The 20,508-nt window shown below is 44.2% G+C and carries 16 protein-coding genes; 11 read left to right on the plus strand and 5 right to left on the minus strand.

The genetic code is table 11. The features are described 5' to 3' along the window. The first annotated feature begins 29 nt into the window (after window positions 1-29). The 5 genes from ABQ275_RS10700 to ABQ275_RS10720 all read left to right on the plus strand — a co-directional run bounded on the left by ABQ275_RS10700 (window position 30) and on the right by ABQ275_RS10720 (window position 6,335). Complete coding sequence (locus ABQ275_RS10700) at window positions 30-2,432, plus strand: thiamine pyrophosphate-dependent enzyme (RefSeq protein WP_349318292.1); 2,403 nt, start codon at window positions 30-32, stop codon at window positions 2,430-2,432. Between the two features lie 23 nt (window positions 2,433-2,455). After that, the gene (locus tag ABQ275_RS10705; protein WP_349318293.1) at window positions 2,456-3,262 is read left to right on the plus strand and encodes an SDR family NAD(P)-dependent oxidoreductase; all 807 of its coding nucleotides are present in this window, start codon (window positions 2,456-2,458) and stop codon (window positions 3,260-3,262) included. A 40-nt stretch (window positions 3,263-3,302) separates the two neighbouring features. Further along, on the plus strand, window positions 3,303-4,346 hold the full coding sequence (locus ABQ275_RS10710) for an L-rhamnose/proton symporter RhaT (RefSeq protein ID WP_349318294.1): 1,044 nt from the start codon (window positions 3,303-3,305) through the stop codon (window positions 4,344-4,346). Between the two features lie 64 nt (window positions 4,347-4,410). Beyond that, the gene (locus tag ABQ275_RS10715) at window positions 4,411-5,364 is read left to right on the plus strand and encodes a C-terminal binding protein (protein ID WP_349318295.1); all 954 of its coding nucleotides are present in this window, start codon (window positions 4,411-4,413) and stop codon (window positions 5,362-5,364) included. A gap of 104 nt (window positions 5,365-5,468) precedes the next feature. Next, window positions 5,469-6,335: an AraC family transcriptional regulator gene (locus ABQ275_RS10720; protein ID WP_349318296.1), complete on the plus strand. Its 867-nt coding sequence runs from the start codon at window positions 5,469-5,471 to the stop codon at window positions 6,333-6,335. 109 nt (window positions 6,336-6,444) lie between these two features. Here the strand turns inward: ABQ275_RS10720 and ABQ275_RS10725 are convergent, their stop codons facing one another. Continuing rightward, window positions 6,445-7,464, minus strand: a complete 1,020-nt coding sequence (locus ABQ275_RS10725) for a nucleoside hydrolase (RefSeq protein ID WP_349318297.1) — start codon at window positions 7,462-7,464, stop codon at window positions 6,445-6,447. Window positions 7,465-7,669: 205 nt separating this feature from the next. Between ABQ275_RS10725 and ABQ275_RS10730 the strand changes: the two genes are divergently transcribed. After that, window positions 7,670-9,421 (plus strand): hypothetical protein, encoded by a 1,752-nt coding sequence (locus tag ABQ275_RS10730; RefSeq protein ID WP_349318298.1) that lies wholly within the window; start codon window positions 7,670-7,672, stop codon window positions 9,419-9,421. A gap of 57 nt (window positions 9,422-9,478) precedes the next feature. Here ABQ275_RS10730 and ABQ275_RS10735 read toward each other — a convergent pair whose 3' ends face one another. Then, window positions 9,479-10,639: a VCBS repeat-containing protein gene (locus ABQ275_RS10735; RefSeq protein ID WP_349318299.1), complete on the minus strand. Its 1,161-nt coding sequence runs from the start codon at window positions 10,637-10,639 to the stop codon at window positions 9,479-9,481. Between the two features lie 298 nt (window positions 10,640-10,937). On the opposite strand from ABQ275_RS10735, the gene ABQ275_RS10740 reads away from it, so the two are divergent. After that, window positions 10,938-11,279: a YciI family protein gene (locus tag ABQ275_RS10740; RefSeq protein WP_349318300.1), complete on the plus strand. Its 342-nt coding sequence runs from the start codon at window positions 10,938-10,940 to the stop codon at window positions 11,277-11,279. 84 nt (window positions 11,280-11,363) lie between these two features. Here ABQ275_RS10740 and ABQ275_RS10745 read toward each other — a convergent pair whose 3' ends face one another. From ABQ275_RS10745 to ABQ275_RS10755, 3 genes are all read right to left on the minus strand, one after another. Next, window positions 11,364-13,682 carry a glycosyl hydrolase family 95 catalytic domain-containing protein gene (locus ABQ275_RS10745; protein WP_349318301.1) on the minus strand — a complete coding sequence of 773 codons (2,319 nt, stop codon included), beginning with the start codon at window positions 13,680-13,682 and terminating at the stop codon, window positions 11,364-11,366. Window positions 13,683-13,747: 65 nt separating this feature from the next. Further along, complete coding sequence (locus tag ABQ275_RS10750; protein ID WP_349318302.1) at window positions 13,748-15,277, minus strand: alpha-L-fucosidase; 1,530 nt, start codon at window positions 15,275-15,277, stop codon at window positions 13,748-13,750. Window positions 15,278-15,505: 228 nt separating this feature from the next. Further along, window positions 15,506-16,828, minus strand: a complete 1,323-nt coding sequence (locus tag ABQ275_RS10755; protein WP_349318303.1) for a serine hydrolase — start codon at window positions 16,826-16,828, stop codon at window positions 15,506-15,508. A 209-nt stretch (window positions 16,829-17,037) separates the two neighbouring features. On the opposite strand from ABQ275_RS10755, the gene ABQ275_RS10760 reads away from it, so the two are divergent. The 4 genes from ABQ275_RS10760 (at window position 17,038) to ABQ275_RS10775 (ending at window position 20,435) form a co-directional block, all read left to right on the plus strand. Beyond that, window positions 17,038-17,988 carry a transporter gene (locus ABQ275_RS10760; protein ID WP_349318304.1) on the plus strand — a complete coding sequence of 317 codons (951 nt, stop codon included), beginning with the start codon at window positions 17,038-17,040 and terminating at the stop codon, window positions 17,986-17,988. Between the two features lie 134 nt (window positions 17,989-18,122). Then, on the plus strand, window positions 18,123-18,638 hold the full coding sequence (locus ABQ275_RS10765) for a hypothetical protein (protein WP_349318305.1): 516 nt from the start codon (window positions 18,123-18,125) through the stop codon (window positions 18,636-18,638). Window positions 18,639-18,761: 123 nt separating this feature from the next. Then, on the plus strand, window positions 18,762-19,310 hold the full coding sequence (locus ABQ275_RS10770) for a sigma-70 family RNA polymerase sigma factor (protein WP_349318306.1): 549 nt from the start codon (window positions 18,762-18,764) through the stop codon (window positions 19,308-19,310). Between the two features lie 75 nt (window positions 19,311-19,385). Next, window positions 19,386-20,435, plus strand: coding sequence for a FecR domain-containing protein (locus ABQ275_RS10775; RefSeq protein ID WP_349318307.1), 1,050 nt, complete (start codon window positions 19,386-19,388; stop codon window positions 20,433-20,435). Window positions 20,436-20,508: the final 73 nt, after the last annotated feature.

Genomic DNA, 20,508 nt, shown 5'->3' on the forward strand with positions numbered 1-20,508 from the left:
CCCCAGTAATAATTTAATCAACTAAGGATATGAATAATCTAACGAAGAAAAAAGACGCGCCTGCTATGGCAACCCAGGATAAGCAAAGCTTATTGCACCTGTATGAACAAATGTTACGGATCAGGAAATTTGAGCTGGCCGTACAGGATAGCTACAAGAAAGGAGAGATACCTGGATTTATCCATTTATGTGTGGGACAGGAAGCGGTGGCCGTAGGCGTATGTGCAAACCTTAAACATACTGATTGGATTACAAGCACGCATCGTGGCCATGGGCATGGATTAGCGAAAGGTGTGGATTTAAAAGAGATGCTGGCAGAATTGTATGGAAAGGCCACCGGTACCAATGGTGGTCGTGGCGGGTCGATGCATATTTACAGTGCAGCTGCGGGTCTGTTTGGCACCAATGGCCTGGTAGGCGGAGGAATACCGCTGGCCGTAGGATTGGGTATGAGTGCGCAGGTACAACATAGTGATGGCGTCGCAGTAGCGTTCTTTGGGGATGGTGCTATTTGCCACGGCTCTTTTCATGAATCGATATGCCTCGCAGCTATAAAAAAGACGCCGGTAGTTTTTATCTGTGAGAATAATCTGTATGCGACCTGTACCCCTGTTACAAAAGCAAACCTGAATACAGATATTGCCGGTAAAGCGGCGGCCTATGGCATACCGGGTATCCGGGTGGATGGCAATGATGTGCTGGCAGTGCAGCAGGTGACGGCGCAGGCAGTAGCGCGCGCCCGTAAAGGCGAAGGTCCAACCCTGATTGAAGCGGTCACTTACCGCACTGTAGGTCATCATGAAGGTGACGTGCTGGTAGGTACCTACCGTACCAAAGAAGAACTGGAAGAATGGATCACCCGGTGCCCGATAAAAAACTTCGAAAACTATCTCACTACATCAGCTATAGCAACAGCAAAAGAAATAGCCGATATAACGACAAACGTTGACAAGGAAATAGCAGCGGCACTGGACTTTGCCCGTTCCTCTGCATATCCCGAAGCAGCTACCGTTACAGATCATTGCTGGATGAACCCGGTTAATCCGCTGGTGGCTTTACAACAATCATCTCAAACGGGAGAAACGGCCGTACAGGGCTGGCTCGCAGCGGTGCGTGATGGTATCGCGGAAGAAATGCGCCGGGATAAAAACGTTATTTATATGGGGGAAGGTATCGGTGAAAGAGGTGGAACATTTGGTCAGACGAAAAACTTATGGGGCGAATTCGGTGATGAGCGGTTGATAGATACTCCTATTTGTGAGTTGGCATTTACCGGCGCCGCTGCTGCAACTTCGGCAACTGGGTGTCGCACTATTGCCGACCTGATGTTTGCAGATTTTATTTTTGATGCTACGACGCAAATCATTAACCAGGCGAGCAAATTACGGTACATGAGCAACGGCCAGTTCGGTGTACCCATGATTATCCGTGCCGGCGCAGGGCAAATTAAACAGGCAGGTCCACAGCATAGCGGCACCTTCCACTCCCTTTGGGCAAACTGCCCTGGTTTGATTGTAGTAGTGCCCTCTACACCCGCTGATGCCAAAGGGCTCATGAAAACAGCATTACGTGCAGGCGATCCCGTTATCTTCCTGGAACCTAAATCACTTTTATCTTCAAAAGGCCCCGTTCCTGTTACAGAGGAATATATTCCATTTGGCAAAGCCAGGTTAGTGGAAGAAGGCAGTGATATAACGGTAGTAAGTTTCGGCCAACCCGTACACGCTTGTATAGAAGCCGCTAAACAGTTAAACAGCCAGGGTATTTCCTGCGAAATAATCGACCTCCGTACCATCATTCCTTTTGATGCAGACTGTATCATTAATAGCGTCACTAAAACAGGGCATTTACTCGTAGTGGATGAAGCTTACACCCCTTGTTCTGTAGGCGCCGAGATCACCACTATTGTGCAGGAAAATTGTTTTTACACATTAAAAGCGCCAGTGGGACGACTGAACAAACCATCCGTACCACAGCCTTTTAGTCCGCCATTGGAAGCAGCCGTCACCATTACTGCTGAAAAAATTATGCAGGCGGTTAAATCAATCCTGGATGGTGTTGTTGTTAAAACCAGCTATCTGCCTGTAAGTGGTATCATATCTGAAACATCTTCCGGTAGCAGTACACAAAGTAATCCGGGAAAACAAAACGATGCTACGCCTGATCAGCCTTCGGAGGCCGCGCCCACCAGCAGCAACAGTATAGCAGTAACAATCCCCAACCTGGGGCTTACCATCACCGAAGTATCGATAGCCCGGTGGTATAAAAAAGCAGGTGATCTTGTTAAAAAAGGAGAACCCTTATTAGACTTTGAAAGTGATAAATCGGTCATCGAACTTGAATCACCGGAAGATGGTCAGTTGAGTAGCATTGTTGCAGAAGAAGGCGTTACAGTACCTATCGGCGCAGTAGTAGCTTTTATTGATAAATAAATAAGCAGATTAAATAAATAGAAATGCAGACATGTAAGGCTAAGTATGATTTTACCGGTCAGGTGGCTTTAGTCACCGGCTCCGCTGGCGGCATCGGACAAGCAATCGCCGAAAAATTTTATCAGGATGGTGCTTATGTGGTTATAACAGATATACAGGAAGAAGCAGGAAAAAAGATCGCCGCATCCCTGGGCAACAGGGCAATATTTATTCCATGTGATATCAGCCATCCGGAACAAGTGAATCAACTTGTAGAGAAAACAGTGCAGCATTTCGGCCGGCTGGATATCATGATCAACAATGCCGGCATTAATTCAACTGCCGCAGTTGACCGGGTTACTACAGACAAGTATCCGGATGAAACCTGGCAGAAGATGATCGATGTGGATCTCAACGGTACATTTTATTGTTGTAAAGCAGCTGCCAGAATAATGAAAGAACAAAAGGGGGGCGCCATCGTAAATGTCGCTTCTGTTGCCGGTGTGGTGGCGCTGCGGCTACAGGTGGGCTTTGTGGCAGCCAAGGCCGCCATTCTGAAGATGACCGAAGCCATGGCTTGCGAACTGGCGCCACATGGCATCCGGGTGAATGCGGTATCGCCGGGTTCAACGATAACTGAAACGACGCGACATCTTTTTTACAGCGACACTGGTAGTTTCAGTGAACTGGCAGACCGGCTTATTTCTTTTATTCCACAGGGACGCCCGGGGGAAGCAGCAGAAATCGCTGAAGCAGTTGTATTCCTGTCCTCCGGTTCGGCTTCCTATATCAATGGGCATAATATCATAGTGGATGGCGGTTGGACCTGCGGGTTTAACAGGGATTTCTGACGGATGTCAGTAAAAATTTATCAACTATTAAACCTTAATTATGGAAATATTACTTGGATTAGTACTCGTAGTGCTGGCGGGGTTAGGTACAGGTACGGTCGCGTGGCCGATGAAGAAGATCAACGAACTGCATTTCGAACAATACCTGTTTGTATTCATGTTGTCGGCTATTATCGTATATCCGTGGCTGGTAGTATTGATTAAGGTGCCTGATCTGGTACAACTGGTTAAAACAGTAGGGCTGAAACCATTGCTTATTTCTAATCTTTTATCCATCAGCTGGGGCGTAGCCAATGTTCTTTACCTGGTTTGTGTGGTTCGTATCGGGGCTGCGCTGACGGGAGCCATCCTTTCAGCTGCCGGGATGTCGATAGGCGTTATTATTCCTATGCTCTTTAAGGGGAGCGGATTATTCAGCAACGCACCGAACATCTTCTCTCCTGCCGGCGTGGTAATATTGGTTGGGCTGGTAGTCATTATTATCGGTATATCCCTGGTGAGTGTTGCCGGGTTTGGCCGGGAAAAAATTTTAAAGCAGGAAAGTGATGCATCAAAAAAACAACAGGGTTCAGGAAGCTTTGTAAAAGGATTGATATTGGTGATCATCGCCGGATTCCTTTCCAGTGGTATATCCCTGGCATTTGTATATAGCCAGGGGCCTGTTATCGCAGCAGCGAAGCAACAGGGGGCGGGAGATATTACAGCAAATTTCTCTGTCTGGGCCTTGTGTATGTTTGGAGGAGGGTTAGTGAATGTGCTGTATGCCGTTTACCTCATGACGAAGAAAAATACCTGGCACCTGTTATTTGCAAGAAAAGATGAAATCGTATATGGCTCTATCATCGGTCTGCAATTTATTCTCTCCATTATACTTTTAGGTAAGGGCATGCTTTTGCTCGGCGCTTTGGGCGCATCCGTTGGCTTTGCTATTCAACAGTCATTACAGGTGATAGGTAATCAGCTGGTAGGCTTTATCGGCGGAGAATGGAAGGCGATAAAGGGCAGGCCCAGGAATACCATGTACCTGGCGATTGCAACGATTCTGGTTGCCGTCATTATTCTTGCTTTCAGCAATACGATGTAAAACCTATAACAGCATTTTATCCAGCAAACAAAACCTACTTTAATTATTATTATTGAAACAGTTTATGAGTAAAGGAAAAGTATTTGTTACCGATTATGGGTTTCCTGGCCTGCAGCAGGAATGCGAGCTGCTGAACGCACTGGGATATGAAGTATATTCCACAGTAAGCAGTACAGAGGAGGAGATTATTGCCAATGCAGGAGATGCAGATGCTTTACTCGTTCAGTGGGCCCCGGTAACAGCCAAGGTAATAGCACATCTGCATAAATGTAAAGTGATTGTGAGATATGGTATCGGTGTGGACAATATTGATCTTGAGGCAGCGAAAAAGAAGGCCATCCCGGTGTGTAATGTTCCCGACTATTGTATTCACGAAGTAGCTGATCATACCATCTCCCTGGCATTGGCACTGGCAAGACAACTCACTGAAACCAATTACCGGATGAAAAAGGGAATATGGAAAATTATCCCTCCACATCCGATGCCCGCCTTTCGTGATATGCTCTTTGCTACAGTAGGATACGGCCGGATTGCCAGCGAAGTATTAAAACGTAGCGCATCATTTGGATTTGCAGTCGGGGCATATGATCCCAACATAACAAATGAACAAATGGAGGCTTCCGGCGTACAGCCGTTAACGTTCGAGGAGTTGATTTCAACAGCTGATATCATTTCACTACATCTCCCATTGAATGAAAAGACACATCATTTAATCAATGCAGAGACAATTCAAAAAATGAAAAAAGGAACCATCCTTTTAAATACATCCAGAGGCGGTCTTATTGATACAGCTGCACTCGCCACTGCACTGGAAGAACGTAGAATAGTAGCAGGACTGGATGTATTTGAATCCGAACCTTTACCGGAAACACATCCATTATGGAAATCCGAGCATGCCCTGCTCACCTCCCATACAGCATGGTACAGCTCCAGAAGCGTTCCGGCGTTGCAGTACCTGGCTGCCGAAGAAGTATGTAGGGGATTGCAGGGAGAAGCACTTAAAAACAGGGTGGCATAGCTATCCGTATCAAGACAAGTTAAATAGCAGCCTGAACAAAAAAACGATGGGGATATAGCAATTAACCATTTAAAGCTTTATCTTAAAGCTATAAAACAATTGCTATGCAACCATTGCTCATCAAAGTTAATGTACCACAAAAAGCGTCCTTCAGTGTCAACAGGTCGGTGTTTAGCAATGGGTTTCCGGGGATATGGCATTTTCATGACGAGTATGAGCTGACCCTCATACTTGAAAGCAGCGGCCGGCGCATGGTAGGGGATCATATTGACAGGTTCACCTCTGGCGACCTGATCTTTATAGGGAAAAATCTGCCCCATACCTGGCGCAATGATGAGCTACATACCTATGATAAATCAGAAGTATTGGTACTTCATTTTCTGGATGACTTTTTAGGAAATACATTCTTTGGGATTCCTGAAATGGCAAAGGTGAGTGCTTTCCTGGAACGCTCTCACAGAGGCATTAAAATAATAGGAGAAACCCGGGATTATATTGCGGACCAGCTTATAAAAATGGAACAGGCAGCAGGTGCGGACAATATCATACTACTGCTTTCTATGCTAAATACGCTTTCGAATTCAGATTCAAATGACCTCGTAGAGCTATCCAGTGAGGGCTTTGCCAATTCCATTGATGAATCAGGCTCCAACCGGCTGAATAAAGTATATGAATATATCATGAACAACTTCCAGGAAGGAATCAGTCTCGTAAAAGTTGCTGCTGTAGCTAATATGAGTCCCACCGCCTTCAGCAGGTATTTTAAAAGCAGAACCAGGAAGTCTTTTTCGCAATTTACGATTGAACTAAGAATAGGATACGCCTGTAAACTTTTAATGAGAGAGGATATGAGTGTTACACAGGCATGTTATGAGAGTGGTTTCCAGAACCTGTCAAATTTCAATCAGCAGTTCAAGGAAATTACGCGGCTAACGCCCAAGAAATATCAATTGATGCATGCTGCAAAATAAAACCTTCCGCTATTCATCACTATAAAAAAACATTCTTTGTGTTTCTTATCTATTATAAGTAAACGCAAAGAATGTTTTTTATCATATGGCAGTTAAAAGATGTGTTGTATTATTTTGGCTGCTGCATCATTAACTGGTTAATAATTTCCTGTACTTTTTGCGGAGATTCTTTTTCAACCAGATAAAACTGCCCTTTCCCGTTCTCGTCCCAGGTATTGCTGCCATCTTCCGCTACTTTTATTTTCCCCTCCTTCAAAGTATAATAAGGTTCATAGCCCCGTACAGCTACCAGTACAGCGGTTTCATCCCAACTCATTCTTCCGGCGGAATCCTCCGGTGACTGGGGAATACTGATGCTGAAGCCATCTTTCACAGGGCTGTTTTGAATGCTATTGTTTTGTGTTATTGGCAATCCTGTTTTTATTTTCTCTCCTATTTCAAAGCCGGAGTAAATGACTTTTGTAGGCCAGTTCTCTAAGGCGATTACGGAAGCTGCGGCATCTTTGAACACATTAAATTCTTTCCCTTCGGGGAATTTACCCGCCATACTTACCAATAACTTTACCTTTTTCTCAATTAATTCTTTGCCGGTAAGCGGTGAAATATCATCTCCAGGTGAATTTAATAAGTTAGCCAGGTTTGTCAGAAACCCTACGGTGACAATGGTTACACTATGATCCGGCTCTTTTGCCAATACACTTCTGTATATGCTCACAGCATCCGGTACATCATCGTTACGCTGAATCTTATGCGGGTATTTTGCCAGCAGGGTATCTGTCCAATGCTGATTGTCGGGAAGGGTAACGCCGGCTCCTTTTGGCACACCGATTGGAATATCCGGCCGTTTGAAATAAGTATTGAATACATCCAGGATGCCAGCTATTCCTTCATATTTATTGCTGGCTACTGTTGCCAGTATCTTTGTTTCTCCCATATCCTCCAGCACGTGCAGTATGGCGATAGCGCCAACATCATCGTAATCCGGACCGATATCAGAATCAAATATAATGGACGTCTTTTTATCATCTGTTTTTTCTGCACAACCCGACATTATACTTGAGGCGAAAAAGAAAACGGATAACGCGGACGCGACAGGATGTTTCTTCAGGAATTTAATAAAGGTTATCATGATAGAAAATTTGAATGGGTGAATATAACAATTCAATTGATGAATGAGAAGGATTTCGTGTATAACATTTCTACTTAAACAACTCCTGCGCCTGTTCAAATCCAAAAACGAGATGTTTATTTTTCGTTGTAATCAGGTTATGATACATCTTTATTCTTCCGTTATAATCCTTATCTTAGGAGTAAAACAATCAATCTTCTCCCCTATGCCTGATAAATTAACACTGGCTGCCCTTTGTAGCCTTCTTTTGTTGCCTGTACTGCTATTTGCACAGTCTCCCAAGGTAGAACGCAGTAAACCCTTTGATGAACCCGAATTTGGTGCCAGCCGCCTGTTAATGCTAAAAAACGGGAATACCCTGTTTTTCAACTTTACCCGTAAGGAAGGTATCAACGTGGTGGTATACGATAAGAAGCACCACGCCAAACCCACGGCACATATACTTGGAAAGGAATGGTCGCCTCGCCTGATGGATGACTCTTACCTGAAAGGGTTATATGAGATCAACGGTAATGCCGTCATTTTCCTGGAACAAGCAGAGCGCCACAAACCTTCCCTATTCCGCCTCATCGTGGACGGCAAAACCGGAAAGTTGCTGAAAGAAGAAAAGATTGCGGAGCTGCCAAAAGTGAGTATGGGTGCTGCCTATGGTATGTTTTTTAAAGCGTTGTCCATACCCGATTTTTATGTCAGAAAAGATCCGCAGTCCGATTATTATGCGGTAGGTGTGTTTAATTCGTTGAGCCATGACCGTGATGAACGGATCGAGGTGATACACTACAACCCCGATCATTCGGAATTGAACCGGGCCTATTATGAATCGCCTGAAGGCACTTACAAATACCTGCGGTTCCTGGATATGTATGTCAACCGGGATGAATTTGTTTTTATTACCAACTATGCATACAACACCCGTTCTTCCGGTGGAAAGGATGCCCGCGTCCTGATCTCACGTTTGTTAAAGGGGACCAAAACATTTGAATATAACTTCCTCGACTACACGGATGATTATAGAGATGTAGAGGTAGCCATGAAATACGACAGCCTCCGTAAGAAATTATACATGCTGAGCAGTGTTTCCTCCAAAAGCGTCAAACAGGACTATACCATGACGCGGTCCGGTATCAATTCCAGTAAAAACGGTACCTTGGGTGTGGCATTTAATAATACCGGTGAATACCTCTCGTTGCAAATGGCTATAGTAGATCCCGCTGCATTACAGGTCACCAATAAGTATTTTATCGATCATCCCGATCTGTCAACGTACGCCAGGGAACACCTGAAATATAAGAAACCATATTATGGTGTAATCCAGGATTTCCGGCTGAATCCTGACACGAGTGTGACTTTAATGTATGAAGAGCTCAAAATTATTTATAACAAATCCTCATCGTATAAAACCGGTGCCGGCGGCACTGCCGGTGGCCTTACTTCCATACGTACCCGCCTGGGTGACATTGGCGTGGACCGCATTGATCCCGCAGGGAAAGAAATAGCCAGTTATGCCGTAGCAAAATCACAGGAAGCGGAAACCCAGTTGGATCTTTTACATATCAACCGCCGCCCGATGGCTAATTGGACCTATCGTAAAAAAACATTCTGGTCCAATAACAGGAGCGATATTTCCAGTTATTTCTCTTATGATTATTTCAATGTAGATAATAAAGAGATGGTGATCTACAATGATTATGTACGGAACATTGAAGACGAGGATGAAAACTACCGGGGCAAAAAGAAATTACGTTATATCAGCGACGCCAATACGGTCTGCGCTATTTATGATGGCACCAAAGTGAATAAAACCTATCTCTTTGGTGATCCGGGGGATGAGAATGAAAGCCGCTTTTGCGCGCTGGAGATGAACACCCGCAGTGAGGATGGCAAATCCTTTGCCACCATGATGATTGAGCGAAAAGGAAAAAATAAGAATGCTTATATTGTATGGGTATCGTTTTAAAAGATAACTGCTACCAAAAAAGCCCCACGCTACTATGCGTGGGGCCCTGGCGGCAGCTTATTCACTGCCCTTGTTAAAAAATATAAATAGTCCATCCTTGCCGGCTACTATCACATCTTTTCTTCCGGACCCGGTGAGATCCTGCACATCAAAATAGATCCCCGCTCCTTTTCCTTCCCCTGGCTGACCATAGCTGATCACCTGCTTGGTAAAAGATTCACCATTCCATTTGTAGTAGTAAACACCGGAAGGATCGTTTGAACCCGGATCGTTGTGGTTATGCGCGCGGTAACGTTTTCCGGTCAACAGTTCTTCGGATCCATCTCCATCAAGATCCACCCATTGCATGGTGTGGAACTGGGAATTATAGGGGTCGATCGCATGTTTGATCCAGGACCGTTTTCCTGTTTTCTTGTCTGCTTTCTGTTCGTACCAATCCAGGCCATAGTCATGTCCCTGTCCAACGATGAGGTCTGCCAGGCCGTCTTTGTTTACGTCTGTTACGATGATGGGTACACTGGCTGTGCCCAGGTTAAACTCAGGATGAAATTTCCAGGCATCGCGGAAAGGCGCCGCGGGGGCTTCTATCCAGCCACCGGGAATGATAAGGTCGCCGCGTCCGTCGCCGTTGATATCGCCAAAGCCAAGACCGTGACCGGATTTATCCAGGATTTTGTGAGCAGAAAACTGATCGGTTCCTTTTATGTGCCGGTAAACGATGAGGGGATCATTAGGGGTGTTGGGTACAATTTCGGGTACGCCATCACCGTCTATATCCCAGGACCTGGTGGTTTCAATGTTTCCCGGTGTAGCTATTACATGTTCTTTCCATTCGGTGTCTTTCCCCGGATTCTCTTTCCATACGAGGCTTTTGCCAAACCAGCCACCTGTGATAAAGTCCATGCGGCCGTCTCCGTTTACATCAAACGGGATGGTAGAAAAATCATCCCAGTATTCTGCAAACTGTTTAACCGGACCGATGTAATGACGCTGGAAATACCTGGGGCCTTCATACCAGAAAGCGCCTGATACGAGATCAAGTATCTTGTCATTGTTTACATCAAATACGGCCACCGACTCATAACTCTCAGTAGCTATCTGTTGCTTCACAAATTTCAACGGGGCAGGCCCTTTGGGGCTGCTGGCTGGCGCCGACTGGCTATAGCCAACATTCCCTATCATTAATAAGGCAGGAACCAGTAGAAGACATCTTTTCATATATAGTAATTAAACGTGGAATACGTGGTGTGTTCAACAATGATAACAATCAGGGGCATTTAACTATCATGTAGTGTCCTGTTGTTGACCTTAAGGGGATCCGTGAATTTTTCACCGTTGGATTATTTTTATTTATGCTTAAATTGATATGCCAATGTATGTTGATCTGAAAGTTAATATATTGATCATCAATATAGTTATATAAAATAGATAAAAAAATATAATAACATTGTCCAATAACCTGGAACCCAAGCATTATCAGGTAGTACAGGTTTTAAAACAATTAAAATTTTTAGTCATGAAAGACTTCTTATTTGCATTCAGGATCGATCAGAACAATGTGCCAAATGCTTCCCCCGAAGCAATGCAGGCCACAACCCAAAAATGGATGGACTGGATAAATAGCATTGCGGCACAAAACAAATTAACCGACCGCGGTAACCGGCTGGCGCCATCTGGTAAAGTAATAAAATCCGATCATATAGTTACAGACGGTCCATATACAGAAATCAGAGAAACGCTGGGTGGTTACACGATTGTAAAAGCTGATTCTCTGGACGAGGCAGTTGAATTAGCCAGGGGTTGTCCAATTTTAAGTGTTGGTGGCAATGTGGAAGTAAGGGAGATCAGTGTTATGTAATTTTTTATGGAATAAAAACAGTAAAAGCCTTTGTAATATTACAGCATTACAAAGGCTTTTATCTTGTGAAATTTTTTCAATACATCAATCCCCCTGTTCCTGCATCATAAGTTCCCCGCCCTTTTTGAAAGAGAGTTCAACAAAACCATCTACTGCTTTGCCTACGGTGACTGCATTTTTTGAAGCGACTGTAAAGTTCTTAAAGGGCAGTTTCAGTTTGGTGGTTCCACCAGCTTCTGCAACAATCTTCAGTTTTTTCATCCTGCCGCCGGATTTTTCGGCACTGATCAGGAACGCGCCTTCTGCTCTTAACTTGTCAAAGGATATGTCCTGCCATTCATCGGGTACTGCCGGCATCACTTCGATGAATCCTGCATAACTCTGTAACAACATTTCCTGCAATCCCGAAGCAAATGCAAAATTACCTTCCAGCGTAAAAGGCCGGTAGACGAATTTTGAATAACCGGATTTAGTCTGATCACCATTGACATGAAAACTGTTCTTCAGACAAAATGCTTTCGCAAATATCTGTAATGCTTTGGCCGCAGCTGCGCCATTCTTAGCCCTGGCATTCATACTCGCCAGCCATGAATAGGAATAACCACACCAATAATCCGGTCCGATCTTATTCAGCAATGCAATGGTATGCTGTATGATTTCTTTTGACTGATCATTCTTCTCCCAGGTAATTAAACTCAGCGGATATATCGCCATCATATGCGAAAAGTGCCGGTGCGATTCCTTATACGCCAAAGTGGACGATACCAGCAACTCATTATTTTCTGAAACTGCAAAATCCCTGAATTCACTTAATATTTTTTTCCAGTGACTGGCTTCTGCTTTTAGTCCGGATTCAGCAGCCAGTTCGGCGGCCGCTCCAAATGTAAAACGCATCAATGCCAGATCATAATTGGTATTGCTATTAAACCATGCATTAATACTATTGTCGTGGATCTCAGGACTTGAACTGATCGGTAATTTCCGGAAGCCGTCTTTATCTTTAATCGTTACCTGTTCTAAATGCCTGGCCACATCGCTGATCCAGGGATAAGCCTTTTCCTTCAGGAAGCGGCGGTCCATGCTATAACGCCACTGCAGGTAGTAATGATGCCCCAGCCAGGCCGATACAGTAGGTGACAATGAATATTGAATCCATCCTCCCATCTCGGTGCCATCCAGCGTGGTAACGCCTGGTACTGCCAGTCCATCCGAACCAAAATACAATTTGCTGTAGCGTTTGTAATTGGCTTTGTTTTGCTCCAGGTGATCAATGTATCCCAGGGCTTCTTCCAGGTGGTTGCCACTGTATGCAGGCCAGTAACTTAACTGTGTGTTCAGATCATGATGAAAATCGCCTTTCCAGGGTGGCAACCGGCCGTTGTCTGCCGTCCACACTGCCTGTAGCGAAATAGGCGGCGCTCCACGGCGTGCAGCTGCGCCAAATTTATACTGCTCCAGGTACCATTGCTTCTCTAATAAAGTATCCGGTACATGGATGGCCGACTTGCTCCAGAACTCCTTCCACCAATTGTTATGGCTGGTCAGGTAAGTATTATAACCACGTGCGATTGATTGATCAACGATTGTTTTTGCCAGTGGATTTATTTTTTGTCCCGGATATTGGGAAGATATACTCCAGGCGCCTTCTACGGTTGTATTATTTATTTTTTTCCATGTCACACTTACCTGGTATTTAAAACCACCCCAACCTTCCTGCTCATAAGTGACCGTATTACTTCCTGTTTTTATAGTGCCTTGCTTATAACCCAGGCGCGACAGGTCATCCCCTTCTACCGGGCCACCGGTGGCCACTACGCCTGTAGATTGATACGTAGGTGCAACCAGTTTCGGGATAATATTGTTTTTCAGGTTTTCAAAACGAAACCAGCCAACAGGTTGCGTAGCATGCACAAAGGTTTTTAACACCATTCCGTTTTCCCATTTAACGGTGCACACAGCTTCTTTCAGTGATAAATGAACGGATTGTACTTTGCCCAGGCTTTGAATATCAAATTCCAGTGCGCCCCCGGGTATTTTACTGGGTCCGGGTTCTTTGTCGTAAGGCACATCGAAGTACTGTTGTACAATACCATATTCTTTCTTCTTCACCTGTTCCTGTACCCACTTATAGCTGAATTCGGGCCTATGCAACCCCTTCATGGGACGTTGATCCCAAAGGTCTGCACGGTCCAGCGACATCCTCAGGTGGTCTTTCTTTTGCCAGATGAGCGCACCTACCATCCCATTCCCCAAAGGAATTCCCTCGTCCCAGGTGGTGGCAAGGGACTCAAAATTCAGGTCATGCCTGGGCCCTGGTTGCGCCAGCGTTGTACAAATTATCCCAAAGAAAAAAAGTGCAAAAAAGAAAAGTCTTTCTAAATGAAATCTTGCAATAGTATTCATAACGTAGTGGCAATTATTTTTTTTGACGGGATTTTTTATTTGCATAAAACCCGGACTATTCTTTCTCAATCCAGGGGATTTTTATAAAAGCCCACTTCGCTCAGCGTAGGATTCAGGCGCGAGCCTTCAATATTAATACGGAACTCTTTTGCGGTAACCGGGGCAAAACGTAAAAGACGCTTGTAGCCTACTGTTGTGCCTTCCGCAATTTTTTTCCATTCGGTGCCATCCAGATATTCAAAAGAAAACTTTTCGATCCTTTGTCCCACACGTATATTTTCCTGCAGGCTCAATACACTGATTGTTTTAGGCGCTGGCAGTTTAAAGATAATGGAGCCTGTTTCGCTTTCATTTTTTGTAGTCCAGTGAGTCGTATTATTACCATCCAGTATAGCATCCACGTTTTTACCGGTGGTGACCAGTTCTGCGCCCCTGGCATAGTTTTCTTTATACATCTTGTCCTTCAACGCCCGGAATCCCTGCAATGCCTTTACATCATTTTCGTGTATGAGTCCCCGTTTGTCGGGAGGAATATTCAGCAGTAATACGCCGTTAAGTCCAACGGAGTTGAAATAAATATCAAATAGTTTTTCGGGTGATTTAACATCTTCATCTTCCGATGCATGATAAAACCAACCTGGTCTTATGGATACATCTGTTTCAGCAGGATACCACATCAGGCCTTTTGCATTTTTAATAATGGCTCTGCTGCCAAGGTCATTGTTCATCAGGTTGGGTTGCGGAACAAAATTGACATCCTGCTGTGAAGCAGCAGCAATCGAATCAAAATCGGGCCGGTCGTATGGTACTACACTCCACTCGGTATTTCTTCCATAACCACTTTCAGTACCTACCCACCTGATGTCCGGTCCCATAATAGCAATGGTTGCTGTAGGTTGCAGTTTGCGGATCAGGCTATGATACGCATTCCAGTCGTACACTTGTTTTTTGCCATTAGGGCCTTCTCCATTCGCGCCATCAAACCATACTTCATCCACTTTGCCATATTGGGTTAATAGTTCGGTGAGCTGTCCCATGAACAAGGCATTGTATGCTGGTGAATCGCCATAGACAGGAGAGTTTCTATCCCACGGAGACAGATATACGCCGAAGCCCATACCCAATTCCCGGCAGGCGTCAGCTACTTCTTTTACCACATCGCCTTTGCCATCTTTCCACGGGCTGTTTTTCACGGAATGCTCCGTTAATTTTGTTGGCCAAAGACAAAAACCATCATGGTGCTTGGCAGTAATGATCACCTGTTTCATGCCCGCCTCTTTACAGGTACGTACCCATTGCCGGGCGTCTAATTGCGTGGGGTTAAATATTTTTTCGTCTTCTGTACCTGTTCCCCATTCCCTGCCGGTAAATGTATTAATACCAAAATGGAGGAAAGCCACAAATTCCAGCTCCTGCCAACGGATTTGTCTTGCTGATGGCGTTACATTTGCCGCCACCCTGATAATATCTGTTTCTGTGGAACCTGGTTTGATAGCAACAAAATGATGCACCTTGTTGTCATCATTCGTATTTTTTTGTGTTACGCCACATCCCCATAAAAGGGTTGCCAGAAAAACCGGTGTAATTTTACTCATGTTTTTTTTCATTGTTTTAAAGCGGCTACTGTTCATTTTCTTTTAATTATCCAGCTCGATTTGTAACTGATGAAGTTAGGGCGGCTTCATCAGAAAAAGTTGCTCTTTCTACCCTTTTACTAATAGTATTTGAACCGGGATTATGAGGGCAATAGCCCTCCATAGCTATCCTGAGAGGATTGGCTGGTTATAGCAATGGTACATCTATAATAATATCAGGTACCTGCCCTATTTCTTTTGCAACAGGAACTTTGCAACTGCATGATAAGCCGGTAATGAATAAGGATCGTTAACGGCGTTGCTGGCAAGCGGATTCGAGGCAAAACGTACGATGACCATATCGGCTTTGGGATCAATATATATTACCTGGCCATGCACACCACGGGCGCAGAATGCGCCATCTTCGTTATTTGTCATCCACCACATATTCCGGTAACTCCATCCTTTCAGTAAAGTATAACCGGCTTTTGCAAAGGCTTCCTTACTGCCGCCTTTTTTTATATCATCAATGGCTGCTGCAGGAATGATCTGCTGTCCGTTTACCAATCCATTGTTCAATATCAATTGCCCGAACCTGGCCATATCCCGCAACCCCATATTGAAACCTCCACCGGCAAAGGGTGTTCCGTCAGCATCAACAGAGTAATATGCATCCTGCTCCATGCCAAGTTTGCACCAGATCTTCTCTGATAAAACTTCTGCAATTGTTTTCCCGGTAACACGCGCGATGATCCATCCTAAAACATCTGAGTTCACTGTTTTGTAACCAAATGCCGTTCCATGCGTACCCTTCTTTTTAACGGTAGGCAGGTATTCATAATAACTCTTAGGACCCTTATAATCTTTAGGTTTGGGTAACGGATTTCCTGCGGCAGAAAATTTCCATATCTCTGCATTGGGGTCAGCATAATCTTCACTAAACTTTAAGGCGGTGGTCATATCCATTACCTGCCGCACGGTAGCATCGCCAAATGCAGATGCTTTTAATTCCGGAATATATTCGGATACGAGTTTAGTTGTATCTATCAAGCCTTCTGTTGCCAATATTATACCAAGGGTACCTGTCAGTGATTTTGTGACAGACATCGCTGCATGTTGCCCGTCTTCAGTCAACGCACCAAAATATTTCTCATAAACAATTTTGCCATGATGCATGATAATTACGCCATCTGCATACACTTTCTGTAAAGATGCTTCCCAGGTCATGGGAACATTCAATCCTATGGGTATAAAAGTAACCTGGTCGATAGCAGGAATAAGATTCTTTTCTAACGCAGTGGAGGCGCCTAATCCGCGTGATACATTGGTAGTGGGCATAAACTGACGCATATGTGCTACACTCCATCTTAACCCGGGAAATTGAAAGAAGCTACCGTCTTCAAAATGGAGCATACGGTTGGCAGCTGGCGGTGCGCCCACCATCCAGCCCATCTTCACCGGGTCGCTTGCTGCTGCATCTAAAAACTTTTCATTTTTCTGCGCCATAACCATTGAACTGCATAATATAAAAAAGAGGATGAGTGTCAGATGAGACGGATTGTATTTTTTCATGCTGAACAGTTTGGGTTACATAGAAAAAAATATCAATATAGAAATAACTGCTTCCACGGATTTAACAAACTTAACGGGCGTTTAGTTTTCCCGCATAAAATCTTTCGCAAGGGAAATCCTGGCAGTTTTTATTTAAACATTTTAATTCCACTGCTTGTTTCCTATTCATGTTTGCCCGTCAACTATCTGTATTATTAAATAATGCATATATGAGAAAAATCATACTGCTCCTGTTTCTGCCACTGTTACATATTACTTCCTTCGCTCAGGGCCATTATACGGGATCTTCTTTTAACCCCGGCGATTACTTTGCCCCACATGCAGGATGGATCATTCCGGTTTATTACGGGTATGCCAATATGAATTACTACAATGATGCCGGTAACAGATCAGATCAATTAATTACGCCTACGCCAAGCGACCCTACTTCTGTACACATCAAACAAAACGTAAAAACCAACTCTTTCATACTGATGGCCATTTATGGCGGAAAGGGCAAGATCCTGGGAGCCGACTGGGGAATGATGGTTATACCAACCCTAAACAGCCCCACCGCCAATATTGCGCTGGATTATTATACCGGCCAGACCGGCTCCGGCACCTATACTTTTACGAATAAGAGTCTGGGCTTTGGCGACCTTTATATTCAACCGGTGTGGCTCTCCTGGACAAAAGGCAAATGGAGCTATGCACTGAATTATGGTGTTTGGGCCCCGACCGGAAAATATAAACTGCATGATCTTGATAATGGCGGGCTTGGATACTTTTCCCACAACATCAGGGTGGCGAGCCGGGTAAAACCAATATCCAAACTCAGTATAAGCGTTGCCGGTACACTTGAACTAAACCATACACAGAAAGAAAGTGATTTTAAAGAAGGTACACACCTGACCATAGATTTCGGCAGCTCCTATGTGTTCAGTAGCAAAGGCCATGAAGCCGGTTTATTCGGACATTTTACCCGGCAGATAAGTGATGATACCGGCGAAGGAAGTCTTTTGTCCGACCGGATATGGGGTATAGGCGGTTTTGGATCTTACTGGCTCAAGCCGGGGAAAATAGGCATCATGGGGAGGATAACGCAAAATTTTTCCGCCAGAAACAGGTTTGCCGGCACGGCAGCACAGGTGGGGGTTAACTTCTTATTCATGAGCCACTGATCGTTAAACCCAGTCAATTTATTAACTAATTGTTACGCAGTGAGGGATTTATCATTTCAAAACGAATACATAAGAGGAAGATGCCACATTAATCCCATTCCCTTCTTTTTATAATTACTCAATATTAAAAAGTTATGCGAACATTTATCCCTGGTAAATTGCTGATATTATTGGTTGCGGTCAATTTGTTTGCCGGTGCATGCAAAAAGAAGGATGCGACGACGCCGGAAAAATCAGAGAAGTATGAGTTGGTTACCGGCGACTGGAAACAAGCGGATATTGTATTTGCGGTACCTGTGAAGCTGGGCCCACAGGAGATCCCTGCCGGTACAAGTATTATCGCGCTGGCGCCGTTATTAGGCCCTGCAGGCGAGTTATTTCTCTGCACCCAGACCAACATCTACAAGTTTAACACAGACGGCTCATTTGCCATTGATGGCTGCACTGATCTGATCCTCCCTACTGCCGGTAATACCGGTACCTGGAAACTGGATGTACACGATGCTGTATTCCTGCTTACCTCTGCTGCGGGAGAAAACGATCCTCACTGGATTGAGACTGTAAACGCAACGGACATGAGTCTTTCTATTACGGTTACCGTTCCCGGGGTGGCAACGATACCTTTAATCTTACAACTTCAGAAGCAATAGTTTATACCGATATTATCACTTTGGGGGCACTGCCATGTAGCGTAGCAGTGTTTTAAAATAACAATAATATAATCGGCAATTCCTTGTATCTTGTTTAGGTCCATTAGATATTTGCGATCATTTATGGAAAGTATCGTACAGGATATAAAAAATGGGAATATCGAAAGTTTTAAAATGGTATATCAACAATACCATACGAAACTTTATTTCTACGTTTTGAAATGCACACACTCTGTCTATCTGTCGGAAGAAACCGTACAGCTGGCCTTCATTGTCCTTTGGGAAAGAAGAGAGAAATTGTCTGCAGATTATAATATATCTGCACAACTCTTTCGTATAGCCAAGAGTGTGATGACTGACCTGCTCCGCAAACAACAGGTAAGAAACAGGCATATGCAGTCACTGGTGCAGGACACATCAGATTGGCATGTAGAAACGGATATTACGGTAAAGGAAGATCTGAAACGGGTATACAACAATATTGAACAATTGTCGCCTGTGAGGAAGAATGTATTTAAACTAAGCCGTTTCGAAGGACTCCCACACAAAGAAATTGCCAGACAATTATCTATCTCCCCCAAAACCGTGGAAAACCATATAGTACGGGCTATCCGGCAACTAAAGGACTCCATGTTGCTACTCCTCTTTTTAGTCATCCAGTTTTTTATCTGATCTTTTTTCTTCTTTATCTCATTAACTAATTGTTATGCAGTGAGGGATTTACTGTTTTCAAACGAATACTTAAATATGAAGCATGCAGCAACATTAATTGAAAAGTTTTTTCGGGGCGAATGCGACGAACATGAAAAGCAGTTGGTAAAAGCATATTTTACGCGGCACCCGGAGGCTTTACAACCTTATTTAACAGAAGAGAGCTGGCATTCTTTTTATACGGATCAGTCATTACCAACGGTCATCTCCGATAAAATGCTGGCGGTGATTGAAAGCCGTACCTATCAAAAGAAGAAGGTAAGATACCGATACTATAAACTGGCAGCGGCAGTGATACTGCCGGTGGCAATAGCCGGTCTTTTATGGATAACGCAACAGCAACAGCCTGTTAAGCAGGTAGCCGTGGTGGCCCCTGTTGTGCAGCCAGTAGTAATACCAGTAGTATACCAATATAAGACGAATAGCACCGGGAAAACAATGCCGCTTCACTTAAACGATGGCAGTGTGGTGGAGCTGGCCCCCAGGAGTCAGATAAAATACCAGGAACCATTTGGCAAAAACAAAAGGGATATCTATTTAAAAGGACAGGCACTGTTTAAGGTAGCGCATGACGAAGAAAATCCTTTTACCGTGTACGCAGGAAATCTTGGTACCACGGCACTGGGTACCGTTTTCAAAGTAACTGCCTGGGAGAACAAAGGCGTTGTTCGTGTACAGTTGCTCAGCGGTAAAGTGGTGGTAAGGCCCGACAGTACATTGGAACGCAAAGGCGTAAAAGAAACTTACCTGCTGCCCGGTCAGGATCTTTATTTTGACCAGGTGAAAATGGCGGTGGCCATAACACTGATAAATAAAACAGATAAACGTAGCAATAAACAAATACCGGTAAAACCTGAGAAGGAAGTATTCAGTTTTAACAATGAGCCTGTGGCAAACATATTCAGATTAATGGCCGACAAATACCAGGTAAAGATTCAATGCCAGGCGGATATATTGACAGACATGAGTTTTACAGGTACATTCGATAGCAGTAAGGAATCTTTAATTGATTTCCTGTCTACCATCGGCATCTTAAACAATCTTATTATCAAGCAGACAGATGATGTTATTTACGTAACGCAATAATCCCGACAATAATTTCAACACATCAACCAAAGCACCCTATAAAGGTTGCCTGTGATTCCTTTTGCCCAAAAAT

Source organism: Chitinophaga sp. MM2321, from assembly GCF_964033635.1.
GTDB lineage: Bacteria > Bacteroidota > Bacteroidia > Chitinophagales > Chitinophagaceae > Chitinophaga.

Coding starts and splice junctions, on each gene's coding strand:
- ABQ275_RS10720 (WP_349318296.1), top strand. CDS start 5,469: ATGCAACCATTGCTCATCAAAGTTAATGTACCACAAAAAGCGTCCTTC.
- ABQ275_RS10705 (WP_349318293.1), top strand. CDS start 2,456: ATGCAGACATGTAAGGCTAAGTATGATTTTACCGGTCAGGTGGCTTTA.
- ABQ275_RS10725 (WP_349318297.1), bottom strand. CDS start 7,464: ATGATAACCTTTATTAAATTCCTGAAGAAACATCCTGTCGCGTCCGCG.
- ABQ275_RS10750 (WP_349318302.1), bottom strand. CDS start 15,277: ATGAGTAAAATTACACCGGTTTTTCTGGCAACCCTTTTATGGGGATGT.
- ABQ275_RS10745 (WP_349318301.1), bottom strand. CDS start 13,682: ATGAATACTATTGCAAGATTTCATTTAGAAAGACTTTTCTTTTTTGCA.
- ABQ275_RS10710 (WP_349318294.1), top strand. CDS start 3,303: ATGGAAATATTACTTGGATTAGTACTCGTAGTGCTGGCGGGGTTAGGT.
- ABQ275_RS10755 (WP_349318303.1), bottom strand. CDS start 16,828: ATGAAAAAATACAATCCGTCTCATCTGACACTCATCCTCTTTTTTATA.
- ABQ275_RS10775 (WP_349318307.1), top strand. CDS start 19,386: ATGAAGCATGCAGCAACATTAATTGAAAAGTTTTTTCGGGGCGAATGC.
- ABQ275_RS10770 (WP_349318306.1), top strand. CDS start 18,762: ATGGAAAGTATCGTACAGGATATAAAAAATGGGAATATCGAAAGTTTT.
- ABQ275_RS10715 (WP_349318295.1), top strand. CDS start 4,411: ATGAGTAAAGGAAAAGTATTTGTTACCGATTATGGGTTTCCTGGCCTG.
- ABQ275_RS10740 (WP_349318300.1), top strand. CDS start 10,938: ATGAAAGACTTCTTATTTGCATTCAGGATCGATCAGAACAATGTGCCA.
- ABQ275_RS10765 (WP_349318305.1), top strand. CDS start 18,123: ATGCGAACATTTATCCCTGGTAAATTGCTGATATTATTGGTTGCGGTC.
- ABQ275_RS10730 (WP_349318298.1), top strand. CDS start 7,670: ATGCCTGATAAATTAACACTGGCTGCCCTTTGTAGCCTTCTTTTGTTG.
- ABQ275_RS10760 (WP_349318304.1), top strand. CDS start 17,038: ATGAGAAAAATCATACTGCTCCTGTTTCTGCCACTGTTACATATTACT.
- ABQ275_RS10700 (WP_349318292.1), top strand. CDS start 30: ATGAATAATCTAACGAAGAAAAAAGACGCGCCTGCTATGGCAACCCAG.
- ABQ275_RS10735 (WP_349318299.1), bottom strand. CDS start 10,639: ATGAAAAGATGTCTTCTACTGGTTCCTGCCTTATTAATGATAGGGAAT.